Source organism: Rhodococcus sp. P3_B8 (assembly GCF_056402775.1).
On sequence record NZ_JBFUGT010000130.1, the window covers coordinates 1 to 17,737 of the forward strand.

At 71.1% G+C, this 17,737-nt stretch carries 14 protein-coding genes; 8 read left to right on the top strand and 6 right to left on the bottom strand.

All coding sequences use genetic code 11. The features are described 5' to 3' along the window. Positions 1 to 441: sirohydrochlorin chelatase (locus AC1D1G_RS28080; protein WP_477954570.1), on the top strand; the 441-nt coding region annotated here is incomplete at its 5' end. A 4-nt stretch (positions 442 to 445) separates the two neighbouring features. On the opposite strand, the gene AC1D1G_RS28085 is transcribed toward AC1D1G_RS28080, so the two are convergent. Both AC1D1G_RS28085 and AC1D1G_RS28090 read right to left on the bottom strand, forming a co-directional pair. Next, positions 446 to 2,194, bottom strand: coding sequence for an NTP transferase domain-containing protein (locus AC1D1G_RS28085; protein ID WP_477954571.1), 1,749 nt, complete (start codon positions 2,192 to 2,194; stop codon positions 446 to 448). 22 nt (positions 2,195 to 2,216) lie between these two features. Then, positions 2,217 to 2,342, bottom strand: a complete 126-nt coding sequence (locus tag AC1D1G_RS28090) for a hypothetical protein (protein WP_274542819.1) — start codon at positions 2,340 to 2,342, stop codon at positions 2,217 to 2,219. A gap of 61 nt (positions 2,343 to 2,403) precedes the next feature. Here AC1D1G_RS28090 and yczR point away from each other — a divergent pair, with 61 nt between their 5' ends. Both yczR and AC1D1G_RS28100 read left to right on the top strand, forming a co-directional pair. Beyond that, complete coding sequence (yczR, locus tag AC1D1G_RS28095; RefSeq protein ID WP_477954572.1) at positions 2,404 to 3,849, top strand: MocR-like transcription factor YczR; 1,446 nt, start codon at positions 2,404 to 2,406, stop codon at positions 3,847 to 3,849. Between the two features lie 138 nt (positions 3,850 to 3,987). After that, on the top strand, positions 3,988 to 5,253 hold the full coding sequence (locus AC1D1G_RS28100) for a lipase family protein (RefSeq protein WP_283335234.1): 1,266 nt from the start codon (positions 3,988 to 3,990) through the stop codon (positions 5,251 to 5,253). A gap of 13 nt (positions 5,254 to 5,266) precedes the next feature. On the opposite strand, the gene AC1D1G_RS28105 is transcribed toward AC1D1G_RS28100, so the two are convergent. After that, positions 5,267 to 5,575: an MGMT family protein gene (locus AC1D1G_RS28105; protein ID WP_009479577.1), complete on the bottom strand. Its 309-nt coding sequence runs from the start codon at positions 5,573 to 5,575 to the stop codon at positions 5,267 to 5,269. A gap of 10 nt (positions 5,576 to 5,585) precedes the next feature. Further along, positions 5,586 to 6,371 (bottom strand): alpha/beta fold hydrolase, encoded by a 786-nt coding sequence (locus AC1D1G_RS28110; RefSeq protein WP_477954580.1) that lies wholly within the window; start codon positions 6,369 to 6,371, stop codon positions 5,586 to 5,588. A gap of 56 nt (positions 6,372 to 6,427) precedes the next feature. On the opposite strand from AC1D1G_RS28110, the gene AC1D1G_RS28115 reads away from it, so the two are divergent. Together AC1D1G_RS28115 and AC1D1G_RS28120 are read left to right on the top strand one after the other, a co-directional pair. Further along, positions 6,428 to 9,724: an ATP-dependent helicase gene (locus AC1D1G_RS28115; RefSeq protein WP_477954573.1), complete on the top strand. Its 3,297-nt coding sequence runs from the start codon at positions 6,428 to 6,430 to the stop codon at positions 9,722 to 9,724. Beyond that, the gene (locus AC1D1G_RS28120) at positions 9,721 to 13,068 is read left to right on the top strand and encodes an ATP-dependent helicase (RefSeq protein WP_477954575.1); all 3,348 of its coding nucleotides are present in this window, start codon (positions 9,721 to 9,723) and stop codon (positions 13,066 to 13,068) included. The genes AC1D1G_RS28115 and AC1D1G_RS28120 overlap by 4 nt, the downstream gene beginning before the upstream one ends. Here the strand turns inward: AC1D1G_RS28120 and AC1D1G_RS28125 are convergent. Next, entirely contained in the window at positions 13,034 to 13,432 is a 399-nt protein-coding gene (locus tag AC1D1G_RS28125) for a DoxX family protein (protein WP_477954577.1), read from the bottom strand. The genes AC1D1G_RS28120 and AC1D1G_RS28125 overlap by 35 nt on opposite strands. 121 nt (positions 13,433 to 13,553) lie before the next feature. Here AC1D1G_RS28125 and AC1D1G_RS28130 point away from each other — a divergent pair, with 121 nt between their 5' ends. Next, positions 13,554 to 14,621 carry a potassium channel family protein gene (locus AC1D1G_RS28130; protein ID WP_009479578.1) on the top strand — a complete coding sequence of 356 codons (1,068 nt, stop codon included), beginning with the start codon at positions 13,554 to 13,556 and terminating at the stop codon, positions 14,619 to 14,621. A 20-nt stretch (positions 14,622 to 14,641) separates the two neighbouring features. Continuing rightward, positions 14,642 to 15,553 (top strand): NAD(+) diphosphatase, encoded by a 912-nt coding sequence (gene nudC / locus AC1D1G_RS28135; protein ID WP_280781663.1) that lies wholly within the window; start codon positions 14,642 to 14,644, stop codon positions 15,551 to 15,553. On the opposite strand, the gene AC1D1G_RS28140 is transcribed toward nudC, so the two are convergent. Beyond that, complete coding sequence (locus AC1D1G_RS28140; protein ID WP_105413134.1) at positions 15,550 to 15,804, bottom strand: mycoredoxin; 255 nt, start codon at positions 15,802 to 15,804, stop codon at positions 15,550 to 15,552. The two genes, nudC and AC1D1G_RS28140, sit on opposite strands and share 4 nt — an antisense overlap. Before the next feature lie 80 nt (positions 15,805 to 15,884). On the opposite strand from AC1D1G_RS28140, the gene AC1D1G_RS28145 reads away from it, so the two are divergent. Next, the coding region (locus tag AC1D1G_RS28145; RefSeq protein WP_477954579.1) for an ATP-dependent helicase at positions 15,885 to 17,737 on the top strand (1,853 nt) is incomplete at its 3' end.

Sequence of the window (17,737 nt, forward strand, 5' to 3'; positions counted from 1 at the left end):
GCCGTGACCCGGGCGCTGGGACCGGACCCCGTTCTCGCGGAGGTCCTGCTGCGGCGCCTCGTCGACGCGGGCTGGCGGCCCGGCGACGCGGTCGTGCTCGCCGCGGCCGGCTCGTCCGACCCGCGGGCCCTGCGCGACGTCCGGCGCGCCGCGGCGTTGCTGTCGGAGCTCGTCGCGTCGCGGGTCCGGATCGGCTACGTGGCGACAGCGCAGCCGCGCGTCCCCGACGTGGTGGCCGGATTGCGTGCGAGCGGCGAGAAGCGCGTGTTCGTCGCGTCGTATCTCCTGGCCCACGGACTGTTCCACGCGCGCCTCGCCGATGCCGGTGCGGACGGAGTGGCCGAGCCGCTCGGTGTCGATCCGGCCCTCGTCGACCTCGTGGCGGAGCGCTACCGCAGCGAAATTCCGGCCGCGCTGCACACCCTGTCGTTCCAGCGCTGACCCGTCAGCGCGGTAGCGGCACCAGTTCGGCCAGATCACCGTCGGCCGCGCCCGCCGGTACCAGCGCCAGTGCTTCGCGGTCGATCAGGCCCGCGAGATGCGCGGTGCGGATTCCGGGGTCGACGCGCCACGTGCCGTCCGGTTGCGGGACCGCGGGCAGGATCCGGGTGGCGTCGCCACTGGCCTCGGACGCATTCGCGATACGCGCCAGCTGACGCGGTGCCGGGGTGCGGCCCGTGAGTGCGGCCGCGATGGACGGAACCGTGGTCAGGAGCGTCACGACCGCGGCGTACGGATTCCCGGGCAGCCCGAGTACCACCCGCCCGTCGGGCAGCAGCGCGGTCACCTGCGAACCGCCCGGGCGGCACCGCACCCGCCCCACCACGACCCGGGCCTCCGCCCGGTCGAGCGCCGCACGCAACTGGTCGGCCGCGCCGCCGCCGGTGGCCCCGACGATCACGATCAGATCGGGCTGGCGGACTTCCCGGAACAGTTCGTCGAAGCTGTCGGACGTGTCCCGCAGGTGGGCGTCCGCGACCGTCCGGATGCCGCACCACGAGAGGAACTGGGGGAGAACGGGTCCCAGAGCGTCCCGCGTCTGCCCGTGTCGCAGCGGACCGTCCCGCCGGATCTCGTCTCCTGTCACCACCACGTGCGCGCGGACGGGTCCGCGGACCCCCGCGGTGGTCACCTCCGCGCTCGCGGCGGCGGAGACGAGGGCGGGCGTGACGGCCGTGCCCTCCGCCGCGAGCCGGTACCCCTCGTGCCAGTCCTCGCCACGCCGCCGCGCGTCGTCGCGCACGGGGGCGTCCTCCCGGCGGGACAGTCGCGGCCCCACGGAGGTGTCTGTCGCCACGGCGAATTCGTCCCGCACGACGGCGGTGGCGCCGCTGGGGAGGTGCGCACCCGTCGCGATCCGGGCCGCCTCGCCGTCCGCCAGCTCGAGTTCCTCGGAGCTCCCCGCGTACCGGATGTCGTCGCGCAGCACCCACGGACCGTCGCCCGCGACGGCGTATCCGTCCATGGCGGAGACGGCGATGCGCGGCAGAGCTTCGGCGGCGAGCAGCGGCTCGGCGAGGGTGGCGCCGAGCGCCGTGCCGAGCGCCGCGGACCGCGGTGGGAGCGGGGGGACGACCGTCAGGATCGCCTCCCGGGCCTCGGCGATCGTGACCGGCGCCGCCGCGGCCCTGCTCCGGGCCCGCTCGACGTCGTCCGGTGTGTCGCAATCGGTGACGCCGCGGAACAGAACCGTCGCGAACGCGTCCGGAACGAGCGCCTTCATCGGCTGATTGACCGCCGACCCGAGCGCGCGCACACGGTCGGTCAACGCACCGACACGCCACGCGGACAACAGGAACTGCAGGCGGCCCGACTCGTCGACCGCGAACACGGTGTCGGTGTCCTGCACGGCGGCGGCGAGGGCCTCCACCATCGTGGGCTCCGCGAACGGCAGATCCGACGCGAGCAGAATCACCCGGTCGTCCGGTTCGGCGTCGAGCRCGGCGAGTCCGGCGGCCACCCCCGCGACCGGCCCGGCGCCCGGCGGCGTCTCCTGCGTCTGGAGCACCGTCGAATCGAGGTCGGCGCGCCGAGGTCCCACGACGACGATGCGCTCACAGTCGTCGACGGCGTCGAGGGCGGTGTCGAGCATCCGGCGTCCGCCGACCACCACGGCCGGCTTGTCGACGCCGCCCATCCGAGTGGCTCGTCCACCGGCGAGGACGATCGCGTGAACGGGTGCGGCAGAGTTCATTCCCTCATGCTGCCGCACATCCTCAGTCGCTGTGCAGGTGGCTGCGCGGAGGTCCGGCGAGCCCGGACCGTCCGCCGCGCGCCGTGCTGACGCAGAGCCAGGCCACCGACGCCAGGCTGAGGGCCAAGAGGATTCCAATTACCAGCATGTATCGATTGTCGGGGCAAAGTGGACCGCGAATTCCAGTCCTCTGTGGGAAAGTGGCCTGTATGAGTGTCGAACCAGTCCGAAGCGTCTCGGCAACCGAGTTGGCGGTGCTGCTCGGTGCGGCGCCCACCGGCGGGCAACCGCTGTACCGCGGGCTCGCCGACGCCCTCCGCGAGAGAGTGGCGGACGGGTCGATGGCCGTGGGAGTCCGGCTGCCCGCCGAACGGGCCCTCGCGGAGGAGCTCCGGCTCAGCCGGGTGACCGTCAGTGCCGCGTATCGCGAACTCCGCGAGTCCGGTTGGGCGTCGGCGCGACACGGATCGGGAACCTTCGTGGCGATGCCGTCGGGACCGCCGGCGTGGGGAAGCATGGTGGGCGCGCCGGTGGACGGTGTCATCGACCTCGTCAATGCCGCGCCGGCGGCGGCCCCCGAACTCAGGGAGGCCTACCTGGACGCCGTCGACGAGTTGCCCCGTTTCATGCCCCAGCACGGATACCACCCCGGCGGACTGACGACGCTCCGGGCGGCGATAGCAGGCCACTACACCCGCAGGGGCCGCCCGACAACCCCGGACCAGATCCTCGTCACGGGTGGCGCAGGTGATGCCACCGAAGTGGTGTTCGAGGCTCTGGTCGAGGCGGGCGACCGCGTCCTGGTCGAACACCCGACCTATCCCGGGGCGGTCGAGTCCGTGCAGGCGGCCGGCGGCAGACCCGTTCCGGTGGCGATCGATGCGACCGACCCGGACGCGTTCGTCGCCGAGGTCGACCGGGCCGCGCGGCAGAGCGCCCCGACGGTGGCGTACCTGATGCCGGACTTCTCCAATCCCTCGGGAGCCAGGGCGACCCCCGAGGGCAGGCGGCGACTGGCCGCGACCCTGGCGCGCCACGGCGTGGTGACTGTCGTGGACGAGGTGGCGGCGGAACTCGTGCTGGACGGTTCGGACGACCACGAGCCGTTCGGCGTCCCGGTCCCGGAATCGGCGGCTGTGGCGATCGGCAGCCTCAGCAAAACCGTGTGGGGAGGTATCCGCATCGGCTGGGTGCGTGCCGAGGCCGCCCGCACCGCACAGATGGCCAAGATCATGGCACGCAGGCAATTGTCGGTCTCGGTGCTGGATCAGCTTGCGGCCGTGCGCTTGTTCACCCGGCACGACCGTCTGGTCGCGCAGCGGCGCCGGGACCTCCGGGTGCAGCGGGACGCGCTCGCGGCGGCTGTCGACGATCGGTTGCCCGGGTGGAACTACGTGCTGCCCGCCGGGGGGCTGTCCCTGTGGTGCGTGCTCCCGGCCGGAACGAGTTCGACGGAACTCGTCGCCGCGGCCCGGTCGAGGGGCTTGCTCCTGGCTCCCGGGCCCCGGTTCGGTACCGGCCATCTGTTCGACGACCACCAGCGGTTGCCCTTCACGCGGCCGGTGTCCGAGCTGACCGCAGCCGTGAATATCCTTGCCACCCTGGTCGTGTCCGGCGACGCGTCGATGTCCGCGGCGCCGACGCTCGTCGTGTGACGCGCGGGTGTCCGGCGTGAAAGTACCTGTGAATCGAAGTATCGGTCAGAGACCAGTTCGGTACCGGGAAAGGGGCTGATCTTTATCGACGCTCTGGCATAGTGATGCCGTCGACCGCTCGCTGAATTGGGGTATGTCATGGGCTCGTTGTTCCGCAGATCCTTCGGCGCCGCTGTACTCGGCTCGGTCCTCGCGCTGACTGCCGCCCTCGTGGGCGCAGGCACCTCCTCGGCGCAACCACCGTTGCCGTTGCCCCCCTTGCTGTCCGCACCCGCTGCCGACGCGATCTTCCCCGTCGCCGACCCCGACCCCTTCTACCTCCAGCCCGCGGACGTCGCCGACCATGCACCGGGCGAGGTCCTGAAGATCCGGCAGCTGCCGCCGTCGTACTACTTCCCCGGCAGCGCGATGTGGGAGCTGCTGTTCCGGACCACCGACTCCGAGGGCAAGCCGATCGCGGCGAACACCACGTACGTGCTGCCCCCGAACCACGTCCCGGACGGACCGCTGGTGTCGTACCAGCACATCATCAATTCGCTGGGCAACAAGTGCAAGATCGTCACCGAGCTCTACACCACCGACCCCCTGCACCAGATCCGCGAGGCTGCGGGACTCAACATCGCACTCGCGCGCGGGTGGGCAGTGGCGCTGCCCGACCATCTCGGACCGAGGATGGCGTACGGCGCAGCGAAGCTCGGTGGCCAGATCACCCTCGACGGCATCCGCGCCGTGCAACGGGTCCCGGAACTGCAGGTGCAGAACAGCAAGGTCGGACTGGGCGGATACTCCGGCGGCGGCATGGCCACGGCCTGGGCGGCGGCGCTGGCGCCGAGCTACGCCCCCGAACTGAACATCGTCGGCGCCGCCGAGGGCGGAACCCCGATGAACCTGGTGAAGATGGCGGAGGCACTCGGCACCAACCCGCACCCCGCGTTCGGTCTCGCGATGGCCGCCGCACTGGGCCTGGAACGCGAATACCCGGACCGCATCGACGTCAGCGGCCAGCTCAACGATCAGGGCCGCTGGATGAAGCAGATGATCGGCAACGGATGCACCAACGAGATCATGCTGTTCGGACTCGGGCGCAGCGCGTCACAGATGACCGACAACAAGAACTTCATGGACGATCCGGAAGCGTGGAAGGTGATGGAGGAGAACAGTCTGGAGCTGTATGCGGGCGTGCCCACCACGCCGATCTTCGAATGGCACAGCCCGACGGACGCACTGATCCCGGTCGATTCGATCGACACCACCCTGCGGCGGTACTGCGACGCGGGCACACCGGTGCAGACGCTGCTCACTCCGACCCCCGACCACCTGTCGGCGGCGGCGCTGGGACTGCCGCAGGGGCTGGACTGGATGGACGCCCGGTTCCGCGGTGATCCCGCGCCGAGCACCTGCTGAGGCGGGCGGGACGTCAGCCGGACCGATCGAACCGGTGCCGGGCCGCCGCGAGATCCACGCGGCCGTCCCGGATGGGAACACCCTCGAGTTCGAGCTTCGCGATCTGCCGGTGCGCGAGGTGCGGCGCCGGTCGTCCCGACGCGCCCAGCACCCGGTGCCAGGGGAGGTCGGCGGAGTCGGTGCGCATGATCCAGCCGACCGTCCGCGCACTGGACAGCCCTGCCGCCGAGGCGATGTCGCCGTACGTGGCCACCCGGCCGGGTGGAATCGACGCGACCAGCGCGCGGACCGCCTCGACCTGTTCCTCCGTCGTCGCGACCATCACACGACCATCAGAGGAGCGTGCGGACGAGCCCGGCGACCTCGTCGGGCCGGSCCTGCGGCACCATGTGATCGCAGTCGAGGTCGACGGCGGTGAGGTTGTCGCCCAGATGGTCGGTGAGAGCCTTGCGGAACTCGGGTGTGACGTACGGCGGCTGCACCTTCGACGCCTGCACGAGGACGGTCGGCAGGTGCGCGGGTGGCAGGACGGCCTCGCGTGCGAGCTCACCCCACGCCGTCACGACGGCGGGGGTGGACAGCCGCCAGTTGACCCGGCCGTTCGCCAGCGGCACCAGGTGTTCGGCGATCTCGTTCTCGAGGACGTCGCGGGCCACTTCACCCCACGAGCCGTGCACCTTCTCGGACCGGGCCTCCGCGACGTCGGTGTAGTCGGGGGAGGAGATGGTGAGATCCGCCACCGATTGCATCAGYTCGGCATCGAGCCCGATCGCGGGATCGAGCAGCACGAGTCCCCGGACGCGGTCGGGGACGGCCCGCGACAGGTGCAGTGCCAGGGCACACCCGAACGAGTGGCCCACGACCAGCACGGGTCCCCGGGCGTGTGCGTCGAGCGTGTCGACGAGACTCCTGACGTGGGCCTCGAGATTCCACGGCGGCGACCACGTGGAGCGGCCGTGGCCGAGCAGGTCGGGGGAGATCCAGCGGGCGTCCGGCAGGTGGTCGGTGGCCAGCGCCTCCCACCGTCTGCCGTGACCGGTGAGTCCGTGCAGGGCGAGGATCTCCGTGCCGTCCTCGGCGCCGAACAGGTACGTATTCAGTGCTGACACGTGACCCATGATGCCGGATCGGGTCGCCGCACGGGATGTCGGACCGTTCTGGTGGAATGCCATCCATGACGGAATCGGCGGTGCGCACCAGGACGTCGGTTCCCCGTGCCCGGCTCGTGCACCGCCAGAACCCGGTCCGCGAGGCCCGGGTGTGGGACGACGCCACGCAGCGGGTCCTCACCGCAACGCCCCTCGGCCTGGGCTGGAATCCCTGGCAGGTGCTCGGCGGCCCGGGAACGGGCAAGACCTCGCTTCTCGTCGACGTCGCGGTGGACCGGATCGCCGGCGGCGAGGACCCGGAGTCGGTGCTCGTCCTGACGCAGTCGAAGCGAGCGGCGGGGCGGGTGCGCGAAGAGGTCACCGCCGCCCTCATCGGCCACGACGAACATCACGGCCCCCGCGCCACGCGCGAACCGCTCGTCCGCACCGTCCACTCCTACGCCTTCGCGGTGCTGAGACTGCAGGCCGCCGCCCACGGAAATCCACCCCCGCGGCTCATCACCGGCGCCGAACAGGACGCGGTGCTGCGCGAGATGCTGCACGGCGACATCGCGGACGGCGGCGAGATGTGGCCCGAACGTCTGCGTCCCGCACTGGCGCTGGGCGGCTTCGCCGTCGAACTACGCGACCTCATGCTGCGCTCGAGCGAGCGCGGTCTCGGCCCGGAAGACCTGATCAAGCTGGGCCAGCGGCACTCCCGTCCCGAGTGGGTGGCGGCGGGGATGTTCGCCGCCCGGTACGAGCACGGCATGCTGCTGCGCGGAGCCGTCGGTGTCGAGGCCCCCGAGGCCACGGCGCCCGCACTCGACGCCGCCGAACTCATCGGCGCGGCCCTCACCGCGTTCGCCACCGACCCCGACCTGCTGCGCACCGAGCGGGCCCGGGTGCGGCACCTGCTCGTCGACGACGCCCAGCACCTCGATCCGCAGGCCGCGGAACTCGTCCGGCTCCTCGGCACCGGTACCCGCACCACGGTCGTCGCCGGCGACCCGGACCAGTCGATCTACGGCTTTCGCGGAGCCGACCCGACATTCCTCGCCGAGCTGGCCGACAAGGGCGATCCCCGGCAGGTGTTGCTGCCGGTCAACTTTCGCAGTTCGGCGGAGGTCGCGACCACGGCGGCCCGGATCACGTCCCGGCTACCAGGACACCTGCCGCATCGGATCTGGAGCCCCGCGCAGGACGGTGGCCGGACGTCGGTCCGGGTGCTGAGCACGGCGGCGAAAGAGGCCGCGCTCATCGCCGACACCCTGCGTCGCGCCCACCTCCTCGACGGGGTGCCGTGGTCGGAGATGGCGGTGATCGTCCGCTCGGTTCCGCGCGCCCTGGCGCCGCTGCGCCGCGCCCTGCTGGGTGCGGGTGTGCCCGTCACCACCGCAGCGTCCGAGCTGCCGCTGGCCCGTCAGCACGGGGTGTCGGGACTGATGCTGGTGCTGCGGGCCCTGTCGGGTCAGGAATTCACGGGCGAGGACGCGCTCGCCCTGCTCGCCGGCCCGGTCGGCGGCGCAGAACCCGTGGCGCTCCGGCGTCTTCGCCGTGGTCTGCGGCGCGCCGAGCTGGCGTCCGGCGGCGACCGCGACTCGGCGGAGCTCCTCCGTCTCGTGCTGGTGGGCGAGACCGACCGCACCCGCAGGGTCACGGCCAAGCTGACCGACGTCGAAGCGGCATCCCTGAACCGGGTGCTGTCCGTTCTGCGCAAGGCGAAGGTTCCCCTGGACCGCGGGCGCGGCATCGAGGACGTGCTGTGGGCGGCATGGCAGGCCACCGGACTCGAACGCCGCTGGTCGGCGGYCTCCGCCCGCGGGGGTCCGATCGGTGCCCAAGCCGACCGCGACCTCGACGCCGTGGTCGCCCTGTTCGACGCCGCGGCGAGTTACGTCGACCGCCTCCCGCGCGCACAGCTCGCCGGGTTCGTCGACTACCTCACCGGGCAGGCCATTCCCACCACACGGAACGTCTCCGCAGTCCCGGTCGACGCCGTCTCGGTGCTCAGCGCCCACTCGGCTGCCGGCCGCGAATGGGACGTCGTCGCGGTCGCCGGTGTGCAGGAAGGGCTGTGGCCCAGTCTGCGGGCCCGCGGAAGCCTGCTCGGCACCGAGGCGCTGATCGATCTGACCGCCGGAGTGTCCGACGGCAGCGAGACGGCCGCCGACCGGATGTCGCGCACCGCACCGCTCCTGGCCGAGGAACGCAGGCTGTTCCTGGTGGCGTGCGGCCGGGCGCGGCGGAGTCTGCTCGTCACCGCGGTCGACTCGGCCAGCGGCGACGCCGACCTCGTCCACTCCCGTTTCGTCGACGAACTGCTCGCCGGAGACCAGGATTCGGACGTCGAGGAGGCGGTCGTGCAGGCGGAGGATCCCGCGACCCGGGTCCTCGCTCTCCCCGCCCTGGTCGCCGAATTGCGCAGCGTGGTCTGCGATCCGGACGTCGCGGAATCCGACCCCGCCCGGCAGGAACGCGCGGCGCGCCAACTCGCCCGGCTCGCCGACGCCGGAGTGCGCGGTGCACACCCGGACCAGTGGTACGGCACCGCCGCGCCGAGCACCGGCGTGGCGTTGTGGAACGAGGAGGACGGCCCGGTGTCGTTGTCGCCGTCCACCATCGACCTGCTCAACACGTGCCCGCTGCGGTGGCTGCTCGAACGCCACGGCGGGACGGACGGCGACAACACTCACGCCATCGCCGGAACGCTCGTGCACACGCTGGTGCAGGCGCTCGCCGGGCGGATCCCGCCCGATCAGGTGGCACGCGCGCTCGAGAATGCCTGGGAGTCGATCGATCTGGGGTCACAGTGGTACTCGAGGCGCGAACTCGACCGCACCCGGGACATGCTCGCCACGTTCACCGCCTGGCTCGGTAACACCCGGTCCGAACTCACCGAGGTCGGTGTCGAGGTGGCAGTCGACGGCGTCCTGGAACCGCGGGAAGAGGGTTCCCCGACGATCCGGCTGCGGGGGCGGATCGATCGGCTCGAGCGTGATGCCGAGGGCAGGCCCGTCATCGTCGACGTGAAGACCGCCCGCTCACCCGTCACCAAGGACGACGCCCAGCAGCACGCCCAGCTGGCGGCGTACCAGGTGGCGGCGGCGGTCGGCGCGATCGACGGGGAGCCGGCGTCGAAACCCGGTGGGGCGCGGCTGGTCTTCGTCGCCAAACCGCACAAGAAGGAAGGCGCGACCCAGCGGGTGCAGGCACCGCTGGAGGACGAGGACCTCGAGGTGTGGCTCGCGGTCATCCACGCGGCAGCGGCGGCCACCAAGGGGCCGGAGTTCCTCGCCCGCGTCAACGACGGTTGCCGGCACTGCCCGGTGCGCACGAGTTGCCCCGCGCACGACGAGGGACGGCAGGTGACGTCGGAATGACGATCCATATCGACCCGGTGGAACTCGCCGTCGGCCTGGGGCAGCATCCACCGACCCCGGAGCAGGCTGCCGTCATCGCGGCCCCCCTCGGCCCGACTCTCGTCGTCGCGGGGGCAGGCGCGGGCAAAACCGAGACGATGGCGGCCCGCGTCGTGTGGCTGGTGGCCAACGGTGTCGTTGACCCCGAGGCGGTGCTGGGACTGACGTTCACCCGCAAGGCGGCGCAGCAGCTGACCGCCCGGATCAGGAAACGCCTTGCCCGGCTTGCAGGTTCGGACCTGCTCCGCAGGGTCGACCCGGGCGGCGACCTGCGGTCGCGGATCCTCGCGGGCGAACCGGAAGTCAGCACCTACCACTCCTACGCCGGGCGACTGCTGTCCGAGCACGGGCTCCTGCTGCCCATCGAACCCTCGGCGACGCTCCTGTCGGAGACGGAACTGTGGCAGCTGGCGCACCGGGTGGTCAGCTCGTGGGACGGCGACCTCGACACCGACCGGAATCCGGCGTCCGTCACCGAAGCCGTGCTCGCGCTGTCCGGGCAACTGGCCGAGCATCTCGTCGAACCGGACGATCTGCGGGAGGCCCACACCGAGCTCGACAAGCTCGTCCACACCCTGCCCGCCGGACCGCGGCAGCGCGGCGGCCCCGGAAAGGAACTGCTCGACATCCTCGACACCCAGCACCGGCGGGTGGAACTCCTTCCACTGGTGCACCGTCTCGCGGACACTCTGCGCCGGGAAGGTGCGCTCGACTTCGGCAGCCAGATGTCGCTGGCGGCACGGGTCGCCGCGGACCATCCCGAGGTGGGACTCGCCGAGCGCACCCGCTTCCGGGTGGTGCTGCTCGACGAGTACCAGGACACGGGACACTCGCAGCGGGTGCTGCTGTCGTCCCTGTTCGGCGGTGGCCTCGACGGCGAACTCGCGCTCACCGCGGTGGGCGACCCCATGCAGTCCATCTACGGCTGGCGTGGTGCCTCGGCGGCCAACCTGCCCCGCTTCGCGACGGATTTCCCGCTGGCGAACGGAGATCCGGCGCCGACCCTGGAACTGCTCACGAGCTGGCGTAACCCGCCGGAGGCCCTGGCGCTGGCCAACATGGCTTCGGCGTCCCTGCGCGAGCGGGGCGTGTCGGTCAGCACGCTGCGGGCACGACCACAGGCCGTCCCGGGTGATGTGCGGCTGGCCCTCACCGGTGACGTCGTGCAGGAGCGCGAATGGGTGGCCGACCGCATCGCCGAACAGTACGCGGACGCCACGAGCCGGGGCGAGGATCCGCCGACCGCCGCGGTGCTGATCCGCCGCAACGCGGACGCCGCACCGATCGCGGAGGTCCTGCGTTCCCGGGGGCTGCCGGTCGAAGTGGTCGGGCTCGGCGGACTGCTCCACACCCCCGAGGTGGCCGACGTGATCGCGATGCTCCGGGTGGTCGCCGACCCGATGGCGGGCAGTGCCGCCGTGCGGATGCTGACCGGGGCGAGATGGCAGATCGGGGCCGCCGACCTGACGGCGCTGTCGCGGCGAGCATCCGAACTGGCCATCGGAACCGGCTACGGCACCACCGGCGCCGTCACCGATTCGTCCGCTCTGGCCGACGCCGTCGGCCAGGCGTTGCCCGGTGAACACGCGGAGCAGGCCGGGCTGGCGGACGCCCTCGCGGATCCCGGCCCCGCCGAACGCTATTCGCAGGTCGGCTTCGCCCGGATCACCGCCGTCGCGGCGGAGTTGGCGTCTCTGCGTGAGCGGATCGGGCAGCCACTCACCGAGCTGGTGGCCGAGGTGGAACGGGCTCTGGGTATCGGCATCGAGGCGCAGGCCCGGACGCGTCGGTCGGCGCGGGGCAGTGCCGGCCGTGAACATCTCGACGCCTTCGCCGACGTCGTCGCCGGGTACGCGAGCCGCACGTCGGCCACCGTCACCGGACTGCTCGCGTTCCTGTCGGCCGCCGAATCGGTCGAAAAAGGTTTGGCGCCGGGCGAAGTCGAGGTGGACCCGCACCGCGTCCAGGTGCTGACGGTGCACTCCGCGAAGGGGCTGGAGTGGGAAGTGGTGGCGGTACCGCACCTCACGGCGAGCGTCTTTCCGTCGCGGACGGCGTCCGGGTCCTGGCTCGGTGCCGTCGGTGAACTGCCGCCGTCGTTGCGCGGAGACCGTGCGCGGCCGGGGGAGTCGGCCGACGGCGTGCCCGTTCTCGAGCTCGAGAACCTGTACGACCGGAAAGACCTCGAGGAGGCCGTGAAGGCGCACAAGGCGGCGCTGGCGTCGCGCAAACTCGACGAGGACCGCCGGCTGTTCTACGTCGCACTCACCCGCACCGAACGGGTGCTGTTCGCGTCGGGTCACCACTGGGCAGAATCCGGAACCGAGCTCAAGGGTCCGTCGGAGTTCCTCACCGAACTGCGCGACACGGTGACCGACGAGGAGCACGAGGGAATCGGGATCGTCGACATCTGGGCGCCCGCACCCGAACCCGACGAGCAGAATCCGCTGACGAGTACCCCCAAGTCGGCTGTGTGGCCGCGGGATCCGCTCGGGCTCCGCCGGGAGTYGGTCGAGCGGGGCGCGGCGCTGGTCGTCGCGGCGCTGACGAGTGCCGGCGAGCCGGCACCGGCAGGCGAGGACGACGATCCCGAGAACTGGGCAGCCGACGTCGACGCGCTTCTCGCGGAGCGGGAGGCGCGGGCGAACGCGCGCACCGAGGTGGTGTTGCCCGGTCAGTTGTCGGTGAGCCAGCTCGTCGAGTTGGAAGCCGACCCGGACGCCCTGGCCGCCCGGCTGCGGCGTCCGCTGCCGTTCCCGCCGAATCCGCTCGCGCGCCGCGGTACCGCGTTTCACGCCTGGGTGGAGCGCCGCTTCGGGGCCACCCGGCTGCTCGACCTCGACGAGCTGCCCGGTGCCGCCGACACGGATGCGGGCCCCGACACCGACCTCGCGACCCTGCAGGATGCGTTTCTGCGCTCGTCCTGGGCGGACCGCAACCCGACCGAGGTCGAGGTGCCGTTCGAGACTTCGGTGGCGGGCACGGTGCTGCGCGGCCGGATCGACGCGGTGTTCACCGACCCCGACGGCGGGTGGACGGTGATCGACTGGAAGACCGGCGCCGAGCCGAGCGCGGCCAACGAGAAGGCCGTCGTGATGCAGCTGGCCGCGTACCGGCTGGCGTGGGCCGAACTGATGGACGTTCCGATCGAGCGGGTTCGCGCCGCGTTCCACTACGTGCGGACAGGGCGGACGATCGCGCCGGACCACCTGCCCGACGCCGACGCGCTTGCCCGTCTGCTCCGTTCCGCCGGTTCTCCCGACGAAGAGATCAGGCCTGACGTCGAGCCTTCAGCGACTCGGTGACCAACGGGATCTGCAGCGGAAGACGCAGCAGCACACCGGCTTTCTGCGCATCCGTCGTCTTGGAGCTCTTCAGCCAGTCCACTGCCATGTTGACGTTGGCGGGGAAGACGGCGACGAACAGGAGAGCAGCGAGGCCGCCACCGAGCCTGCGGGTTCGCGGCACGGCGAGCGCGGTGCCGATGGCGAGCTCGGCGACCCCCGACACGTACGTGTAGGTGCGGGCCTCGCCCGGAAGTTGGGTGGGGATCGTGGAGTCGAAGAACTTGGGGGCGACGAAGTGCATCGTGCCRGCGCCGAGCAGCAGCGCAGCAAGGCGGAGTGCGGGCTTCTGGCTCGGTCGTGGTGTGTGGCTCTCTCGTTGCATGACGTCAGCTTGCCCGAACCACTCGGTTCGCGACAACGAGGCTCCGACGTGTCACCGACGGGGCAATCGGGGTTAGGCTGCCAGCCGATGTCGGAGTTCAGTGCAACGTGGGGACGAACATATGGCCGGTAGGCTGCGTGAGAGATTGACCAGGTCGGACACCCTGACCGACCGGCCTGACTTCGCGTTGGTGGGGGTGCTCCGGATTCCGGAGCTGCAGACCAGTCCGGCGCGGGCGATCTACCGCCGCGTGGGTATCGCCCTGGCGGCGTTGATGTTGGCGGTTCTCATCGTCTACATCGACCGGGCGGGCTACCGCGACGCGCAGGACAACGAATTGTCGCTGCTCGACTGCATCTACTACGCGACGGTGTCGTTGTCCACGACGGGCTACGGCGACATCACGCCGTTCACCCCGTCCGCGAGGCTCGTCAACGTTCTCCTGATCACGCCTCTTCGAATCTTCTTCCTCATCGTCCTCGTCGGTACGACTCTCTCCGCGCTCACGCAGAGCTCCCGGCAGGCGTTCAAAATCCAGCGTTGGAGGCAGCACGTGCGCAATCACACCGTGGTGATCGGCTACGGAACCAAGGGACGCACCGCGATCGACGCGATGCTCGGCGACGACGTTCCGCCGTCGGAGATCGTGGTGGTCGACACCGATCACGCGGTGCTCGACTCGGCGGCCAGCAAGGGGCTGGTCACGGTCCACGGGTCCGCCACCAAATCGGACGTGCTGCGGTTGGCGGGCGCGCAGAACGCGTCGGCGATCATCGTCGCGGCCAACCGTGACGACACCGCGGTGCTGGTGACGCTGACGGCGCGCGAGATCGCACCGAAGGCGAAGATCGTCGCGGCGATCCGCGAATCCGAGAACACGCATCTGCTCCGGCAGTCCGGCGCCGATTCGGTCGTCGTGTCCTCCGAGACCGCGGGCMGGCTCCTCGGCATCGCCACGAAGACGCCGAGCGTCGTCGAGATGATGGAGGACCTCCTGACTCCGGAGGCCGGTTTCGCGATCGCGGAGCGCCCCGTGGAGCGGGACGAGATCGGCGGCTCCCCGCGTCACCTCGCGGACATCGTGCTCGGCGTGGTGCGGGACGGGCGGCTGATCCGGGTCGGCTCACCCGAGGTCGATTCGATCGAGGAGAACGACCGACTGCTGTACATCCGTCGGGTCGCCAACTGACCGGCAGTAGTGTCGACGGCGTGACTGAATTCCGGCTGAACGACACCCCGCTCCTGTCCCGCTCCGCCGTCGGGCGGGCCGAGGAATTGCGTTCGGACACGGACGCGCTGCGAGCGGGCTGGCGGGATGCACTGCTGCTGCGCGTCAATCACCGCGGACAGGTGCGGGTGGGGGACGACGGCCTCGTCTTCGCGGAGGCCACCGAACTCGGCCCCGAACCGCAACGCGGGGCGGTCTTCCTCGGCATCCGCAAGGACCGGCACGTGTGGGCGGTGCGGGTGCAGGCGCTGACCGGCGAACTGGCGGATCTCCGGATGCTGGGCGGGACGCTGGACGACGCGGACGCCGGCGTACTCACCGGGGCCCTCGCGATGCTCAACTGGCACGACAGCGCAGGCTTCAGCGCGCTCGACGGCGCGCCGTCCGAGCCGACGATGTCGGGGTGGTCGCGGATCTCGACGAGCACCGGGCACGAAGAATTTCCCCGCACCGATCCGGCGGTCATCTGCCTCGTGCACGACGGCGGAGACCGCGTCCTGCTGGCCCGGCAGCCCACGTGGCCGGCGCGGCGGTTCTCGATCCTGGCCGGATTCGTCGAGGCCGGTGAGTCGCTCGAGACGTGCGTGGTCCGGGAGATAAAGGAAGAAGTGGGTGTCGACGTCCGTGACGTGCGTTACCTGGGCAGCCAGCCGTGGCCGTTTCCCCGTTCGGTGATGATCGGGTTCGCGGCCGTCGGCGATCCCGACGCCCCGCTGACGTTCGCGGACGGCGAGATCGCCGAGGCCCGGTGGTTCACTCGGGACGAGGTGCGCACGGCACTCGAACTCGGCGACTGGGCGTCGGACACCGACGCCCCGCTGCTGCTCCCGGGCTCGATTTCCATCGCTCGCGGAATCATCGAGTCCTGGGCGGGAGCAGCGACGGAGTCCTAGACGCCGAGGAGCTTCTTGACCTGCGCCAACGACGGGTTGGTCGCGGTGCTGCCGTCGGCGAACTTGACGGTGGGGACGACGTGGTTGCCGCCGTTGACGCTGCCGACGAACTCCGCCGACGCCGGGTCGTCCTCGATGTCGATCTCCATGTAGCCGATGCCGGATTCGTCCAGCTGCGTCTTCAGGCGCCGGCAGTAGCCGCACCAGGTGGTGGAGTAGATGGTCAGGGCCGGGGTGTCGGTAGCAGTCACGGCGGATATAACACCACGACTCCGTCGTGTGTTCCCACTGCGGTGTTCGTCCGCTTCGCGCCGTGTCGGTTGCCCCTGTCATGATGGACGCCATGTCAGCAGCCGGCGCAGCAGAGGTGACGAGTACCGGTCTCGATCCCGAACAGTCCGCAGCGGTACTCGCTCCCCGGGGCCCGGTGTGTGTGCTGGCGGGGGCCGGAACAGGGAAGACCCGGACCATCACCCGGCGTATCGCGCACCTCGTGGCCAGTGGGCACGTCGCCGCGGGACAGGTGCTGGCGGTCACGTTCACCGCTCGCGCGGCAGGCGAGATGCGCGGCCGGCTGCGCAGCCTGGGGATCGGCGACGGGGGAGCGCAGGTCCAGGCGCGCACGTTCCACGCCGCCGCACTCCGGCAGCTCAGGTACTTCTGGCCGCAGGTGATCGGCGACACGGAGTGGCGGCTGCTGGACCGCAAGTTCGCGGTCGTGTCGTCCGCCGCCGGACGGGTCGGGTTGTCCACCAGCACGGAGAGCGTCCGCGACCTGGCGAGCGAGATCGAGTGGGCCAAGGCCTCGCTGATCGCGCCGGAGGACTACCCGCGTGCGGTGGCCAAGTTACGCCGGGAGGCGCCGGTCGACGCCGCGAAGGTCGCCGAGGTCTATCACGGCTACGAGCAGCTCAAGGCCCGCGGCCAGGACGGGATGCTCCTCGACTTCGACGATCTCCTGCTCCACACGGCGGCAGCGCTCGAGGAGCATTCGGCTGTCGCCGAGGAGTTCCGCGACCGATACCGGTGCTTCGTCGTGGACGAGTACCAGGACGTCACCCCGCTACAGCAGCGTGTCCTCGACGCCTGGCTCGGGGAGCGGGACGACCTCACCGTCGTCGGTGACGCCAACCAGACCATCTACTCGTTCACCGGCGCCACACCCAATTACCTGCTCGACTTCTCGCGCCGGTTCCCCGAGGCCACCGTCGTGCGCCTCGAGCGCGACTACCGTTCGACCCCCGAGGTCGTGTCGATGGCGAACCGGGTGATCGGAGCGGCGCGGGGCAGGATCGCGGGCACCCGTCTGCAGCTGATCGGCCAACGCGACTCCGGACCGGAGCCGAGTTTCGTCGAGTTCGACGACGAGCCGGCCGAGGCCGCCGGGGTGGCGCGCACGATCAAGCGGCTCATCGCGTCCGGCACTCCGGCCGCGGAGATCGCGGTCCTGTACCGGATCAACGCCCAGTCCGAGGTGCACGAGCAGGCGCTGACGAAACTCGACATCCCGTACCAGGTCCGGGGCGGTGAGGGCTTCTTCACGCGCACCGAGGTCCGTCAGGCCGTGGCGGCACTACGGCAGGCCGCGGGCCGCGACGACCTGCCGGATGCGGTCGGCGCCGACCTGGTCACGCTCGTCCGCGCGGTCCTCGCTCCGCTGGGGCTGACCGACGCGGAACCGGCGGGTGCGCAGGCTCGCGAACGGTGGTCGTCGCTGTCGGCGCTGGTCGCGCTCACCGAGGAGCAGCTGACCCAGGACCCGGAGTTGACCCTGGACGCGCTGTTGCGCGAACTGAGCCTGCGCGCCGAGGCACGGCACCCACCCGTCGTGCAGGGTGTGACACTCGCGTCCCTGCACGCCGCCAAGGGGCTCGAATGGGACGCCGTGTTCCTCGTCGGGCTGACCGACGGAACGCTGCCCATCCAGCACGTGCTCGGCGACTCCAACTCGGCACCGGACGAGGCGGCCGTCGAGGAGGAGCGCCGGTTGCTGTACGTCGGGGTGACCCGCGCCCGGGAGCACCTGCAGATGTCGTGGGCACTGTCCCGGAACGAGGGCGGCCGCAAGTCGCGGCGCCGTTCGCGGTTCCTGCACGGCCTCATCCCCGAGGATTCACCTGCCTCGCGGATCGCGGCRCCCGCCAAGAGCACCAAGAAGCGTCCACGGTGCCGGCTGTGCGGAAA